At 73.5% G+C, this 5,902-nt stretch carries 1 protein-coding gene; it reads left to right on the plus strand.

What is annotated here, in order from left to right:
- Nucleotides 1–5,857: type I polyketide synthase (locus tag IE277_RS44840; protein ID WP_189959658.1), on the plus strand; the 5,857-nt coding region annotated here is incomplete at its 5' end.
- Nucleotides 5,858–5,902: the final 45 nt, after the last annotated feature.

Genomic DNA, 5,902 nt, shown 5'->3' on the forward strand with positions numbered 1-5,902 from the left:
CGGCCGGTGCAAGGCGTTCTCGGACGCGGCGGACGGGGCTGGGTTCTCCGAGGGCGCGGGTTTGGTGCTGGTGGAGCGGCTGTCCGATGCCCGGGCGGCGGGCCGTCCGGTGCTGGCGGTGGTCGCCGGTAGTGCGGTGAACCAGGATGGTGCCAGTAATGGTCTGACGGCGCCGAACGGTCCGTCGCAGCAGCGGGTGATCCGGCAGGCGCTGGCCGGTGCCGGGCTGAAGCCGGCCGATGTGGATGCGGTGGAGGCGCATGGTACGGGGACGACGCTGGGTGACCCGATCGAGGCGCAGGCGATCCTCGCCACGTACGGTCAGGATCGTGAACGGCCGCTGCTGCTGGGGGCCGTGAAGTCGAACATCGGGCACACGCAGGCCGCTGCCGGTGCCGCCGGTGTCATCAAGATGGTGCTGGCTCTGCAGCATGGGGTGCTGCCGCGCACCCTCCACGCGGACGAGCCCTCGTCGCACGTGGACTGGACGGCCGGCGCCGTGGAGCTGCTGACGGACAGCGCCGACTGGCCGCGCGTCGAAGGAAGGACGCGCCGCGCAGGTGTGTCGTCCTTCGGCCTCAGTGGCACGAACGCGCATGTGGTGCTGGAGGAGCCGCCGGTCGTGGCGGAGCCCGAGCCGGTGAGCGGGCCGGACGGTGGTGGTGTGGTGCCGTGGGTGGTGTCGGGCCGTACGGCTGCGGCGCTGCGGGCCCAGGCCGGTCGGCTGGCGGAGTTCGTGACCGGCGACGAGACACTCGCCGTCGCGGAGATCGGCCGGTCGCTGGTGCGGTCGCGGTCACTGTTCGAGCACCGGGCCGTGGTCTGGGGATCGGACCGTGGGGAGTTGCTGCGCGGTCTTGAGGCGTTCGCTTCCGGTGAGGAGGCGGTGAACGCCGCGACGGGCACGGCCCGGCGCGATGCGGGAACCGCGTTCCTCTTCGCCGGTCAGGGCGCCCAACGCCTCGGTATGGGCCGGGAGCTGTATGACGCGTACCCGGTCTTCGCGGACGCCTTCGACGCGGCCTGCGCGCACCTGGACACCGAACTGCCCCGCCCGCTGCGGGAGGTGGTGTTCGGTGACGACGTCGATCCGCTGAACCGGACCGAGTTCACCCAGCCCGCGCTGTTCGCCCTGGAAGTCGCCCTCTTCCGACTGCTGGAGTCCTGGGGCCTGCGGCCCGACGTCCTCGCCGGACACTCCATCGGTGAGATAGCCGCCGCGCACGTGGCGGGCATGTGGTCGCTCGCGGACGCCTGCCGGCTGGTGACGGCGCGGGGCCGGTTGATGCAGGCCCTGCCGTCCGGCGGCGCGATGGTCGCGCTCCAGGCCACCGAGGACGAGGTGCTGCCGCTCCTCCTGGACGACACCCGGGTCGGGATCGCCGCCGTCAACGGCCCCCGATCGGTCGTCGTCGCGGGCGCTTCGGAAGCCGTCGAGGAGGTCGCGGACCACTTCCGAGCCCAGGACCGCAAGGTGACGGCCCTGCGGGTCAGCCATGCCTTCCACTCCCCGCTGATGGAGCCGATGCTGGCCGACTTCCGCAAGGTCGCCGAGAGTCTGACGTACGAGCGTCCGAGGCTGTCGCTCGTCTCCACGGTGACCGGCAAGGCGGCCACCGCCGACGAGCTGATGTCCCCGGACTACTGGGTCGGCCACGTGCGTCAGCCGGTCCGGTACGCCGACGCCGTTCGCACCCTCGCCGAGCAGGGCATCGGCCGCTACCTCGAACTCGGCCCCGACGGCACTCTCACCGCCCTCGCCCAGGCCTCCCTCGACGACTCCGGGACCGCGCTGCTCGTACCGGCGCTGCGCAAGGACCGGCCCGAGGCACCGGCCGCGCTCGCCGCGCTCGCCGCCCTGTTCGTGCACGGCGCCGACGCCGACTGGCGGACGCTCACCGGCGGCCACCGGGGCCCGACCCCGAGCCTGCCGACGTACGCCTTCCAGCGCCGCCGCTACTGGCCCAACCTCACCGGCGTCACCCTCGGCGACCTCGGTTCGGCGGGCGTCGGCTCGGCCGGGCACCCGCTGCTGGGCGCCGCCGTACGCGTGGCAGGCAGCGAGGAGGCGCTGTTCACCGGGCGGCTCTCGCTCAGGACGCACCCGTGGCTGCGCGACCACGCCGTGACCGGCACAGTCCTCTTCCCGGGCACCGGGTTCCTCGAACTCGCCCTGTGCGCCGCCGGACAGCTCGGCTACGACCGCGTCGAGGAACTCACCATCGCCGCCCCGCTGATCGTGCCCGAGCGCACCGGACGGCTGGTCCAGGTCAGGGCGGGCGCGCCCGACGAGTCGGACACCCGCACCGTGGAGGTGTACTCCCGTGCCGAGGACGCGCTCGACACCGACCCGTGGACGCTGAACGCCAGCGGCTCACTGGTCGCCGGCCCGGCACCCGGCGACACCACCCCCGCCCCCGACCTGAGCGCATGGCCGCCGCCGAACGCCGAGGCCGTCCCGATGGAGGGCTTCTACGACCGGTTCGCCGAGGCAGGATTCGCCTACGGGCCGGTGTTCCAGGGACTGCGTGCGGTCTGGCGACGAGGCGACGAGGTGTTCGCCGAGGTCGGACTGCCCGACGAACACGAGCGACTCGCGGGCGACTTCGGCGTCCACCCGGCGCTCCTGGACTCCGCCCTGCACGCGATGATGTTCGTGTCGCTGGCCGAGGCCGGACAGGGACGGCTGCCCTTCTCCTGGAGCGGAGTGTCGCTGCGCGCGTCCGGCGCCCGGGCACTGCGCGTGCGGATGGTGCAGGCCGGTCCGGAAGCCGTCGCCCTGCATCTGGCCGACCCGACGGGCGGCCAGGTCGCCTCCGTCGAGTCGCTGCTGCTGCGGCAGGTCTCCGGCGACCTCGCCGCCCGTGCCGAGGCCGACGGCCACCGCGACGGCCTCTTCCAGGTGGACTGGACGAAGGTGTCGCCGCCCGAGCAGGAGGCCTCCGAAGCCGGCGCGTCGGCGGTGGTGGGCGCCGCGGACCTCGCGCCCGGCGTACCGACGTACCCGACCCTGACCGAGCTGCCCGCCGCCGTCCCCGCGACCGTGCTGTTCGCCGCGGGTCCCGGCCTGAGCGGTGAGGCCGCCGATGCGGCGGACGCGGCCCGTGCCGCCACCGGCCGCGTCCTGGACGCCGTACGCTCCTGGCTCGCCGACGAGCGGTTCGAGCAGTCCCGTCTGGTGATCGTCACCGAGGGTGCGGTCACGCTCGACGCGGCGGCTCCCGATCCCGCTCTGGCCGCGGTGTGGGGCCTGGTACGGGCCGCGCGCGCCGAGGCGCCCGACCGGTTCGCCCTGGTCGACACGGACGGTACCGACACGTCCCGCGCCGCGCTGGCCCGGGCCCTCGCCTCGGGCGAGCCCGAACTGGCGCTCCGCGACGGCGTCCTCCACGCGCCGCGCCTCGCCCGCGTCCCGGCGGGCGGCGGGCTTCCGCTCCCGGCGGACGAGCCGGCCTGGCACCTGGACAGCGTGGCGAAGGGCACCCTGGACAACCTGGCCCTGACACCGTTCCCGCAGGCCACAGCCGCGTTGACGGAAGGACAGGTCCGTATCGCCGTACGAGCGGCGGGAGTCAACTTCCGCGATGTGCTCAACGCGCTCGGTATGTATCCGGGCGAGGCGGGTCTGCTCGGTGGCGAGGGCGCGGGTGTGGTGACCGAGGTCGGTCCCGGGGTGACCGGGCTGGCCGTCGGCGACCGCGTGATGGGCATGTTCCCCGGCTCCTTCGGGCCGGTGGCGGTGGCGGATGCACGGACGGTGGCCCGGGTTCCTGCGGGGTGGTCGTTCGCGCAGGCGGCGTCGGTGCCGATCGTGTTCCTCACGGCGTACTACGCCCTCACCGACCTCGGTGGCCTTGAGGCTGGGGAGTCGGTGCTGGTGCATGCGGCGGCCGGTGGTGTGGGCATGGCCGCCACGCAGCTGGCGCGGCATCTGGGTGCCGAGGTGTTCGGAACGGCGAGCGCGGCGAAGTGGGACACGCTACGGGAGCTGGGTCTCGACGATGCGCACATCGCCTCGTCCCGGGACACGGAGTTCGAGACGGTGTTCCTCGCGGCGACCGGCGGTCGTGGCATGGACGCCGTACTGGACTCGCTGGCCGGTGAGTTCGTGGACGCGTCGCTGCGGTTGCTGCCGCGCGGTGGCCGCTTCCTGGAGATGGGCAAGACCGATGTCCGTGATGCGGATGCGGTGGCTGCCGAGCATGCGGGGGTGACGTATCGGGCGTTCGATCTGTGGGAGGCCGGTCCGGAGCGGATCGGGGAGATGCTGGCCGACCTGGTCGCGCTGTTCGAGGCGGGCGCGCTCAAGCCCCTTCCCGTCACGTGCTGGGACGTACGGAGCGCCCCCGAAGCATTCCGGTATCTGTCGCAGGCCCGCCATGTCGGCAAGGTCGTCCTCACGGTCCCGGCACCGCTGCACCCGGAAGGGACCGTGCTGGTGACCGGCGGTACCGGTGGTCTGGGCGCGTTGGTGGCCCGGCACCTGGTGACCGAGCACGGCATCCGGCACCTGCTGCTCGCCAGTCGCCGCGGCCCCGAAGCCCCGGGGTCCGGTGAACTCGTCGCCGAACTCATCGAGTTGGGTGCCGAGGTCGAGGTGGCGGCCCTGGACGTCGCGGATCGTGCGGCGCTGGCGGACATGCTCGCCGCCGTACCCGCCGACCACCCGTTGACCGCCGTGGTCCACACCGCGGGCATCGTCGACGACGGCGTGGTCGCCTCCCTCACCGCGGACCGGCTGGCCAAGGTCATGCGCCCGAAGGCCGACGCGGTGGCACACCTGCACGAGCTGACCCGGGACGCCGACCTGTCCGCGTTCGTGGTCTTCTCCTCGGTCGCGGGCACGTTCGGCAGCGCGGGCCAGGCCAACTACGCGGCCGCCAACGCCTTCCTCGACGGCTTCACGGCCCTGCGCCGGGCCGCCGGTCTGCCCGCGGCGTCCCTCGCCTGGGGAGCGTGGGCGCCCGGGACGGGCATGACCGCCGAGCTGACCGAGGCGGACCTGCGACGCATGGCACGCGGCGGCATGCGGCCGCTCACCGCCGAGCAGGGCCTCGAACTCCTCGACACCGCCGGGCTCGTGTCCGCCGCGGCTCCCACGCACCGGGCGTTGCTGCTGCCGGTGAACCTGGACCTCCAGGCGCTGCGGGCGCACGCCGAGGCCGTACCGCCGCTGCTGCGCGGCCTCGTGCGGGCACCGGCCCGACGGGCCGATCAGACGGCGGCCGGAGCCGGCGCGGAGCGGCAGGACCTCGGTGCCCAGTTGGCGGCGCTCGCGCCGGCCGACCGGGAGCAGTACCTCGTCGACCTGGTCTGCGCCCAGGCGGCGGCCACCCTCGGCCACGCCTCGGCGGACGAGATCGAACCGGACCAGGCGTTCAAGGAGCTGGGTTTCGACTCGCTCACCGCCGTCGAACTGCGCAACCGGCTCAACGCGGCCACCAGGCTGCGGCTGCCGGCCACGCTGGTGTTCGACCATCCGACGCCGACGGTGCTGGCGGCGCAACTGCTTCAGGAGATCACCCTGCCGGAGGCGTCCGGCACGGGTGCGGGCGAGGGCCCGGGCGCGGCCGCGACAGCGGTGCCGCTCCTGGTCGAACTGGACCGGCTGGAGGCCGCGCTGGGCGCCGCCTCGGCCGGCGGGGACGACCACGCGACGATCACTTCCCGGCTGCAGCGGCTGACGGCGAAGTGGCAGGACTTGGCAACGAAGGGCAGCGGTGCCGGACACGACAACGGCACCGGCTCCGGGGAACCCGGAGCGGCAGTCGCCGACGTGGACGACGGGGAACTGGACTCCGTCGAGACGGCGGACGAGCTGTTCGACCTGATCGACAAAGAACTCGGGATGTCGTGATCAGCCGCGGGAAACCGTTGGCATCGGCTCAGGGATGTGGCGTTG

Origin of the sequence: Streptomyces alanosinicus, from assembly GCF_014650595.1 — a bacterium.
Taxonomy (GTDB): Bacteria; Actinomycetota; Actinomycetes; order Streptomycetales; family Streptomycetaceae; genus Streptomyces; species Streptomyces alanosinicus.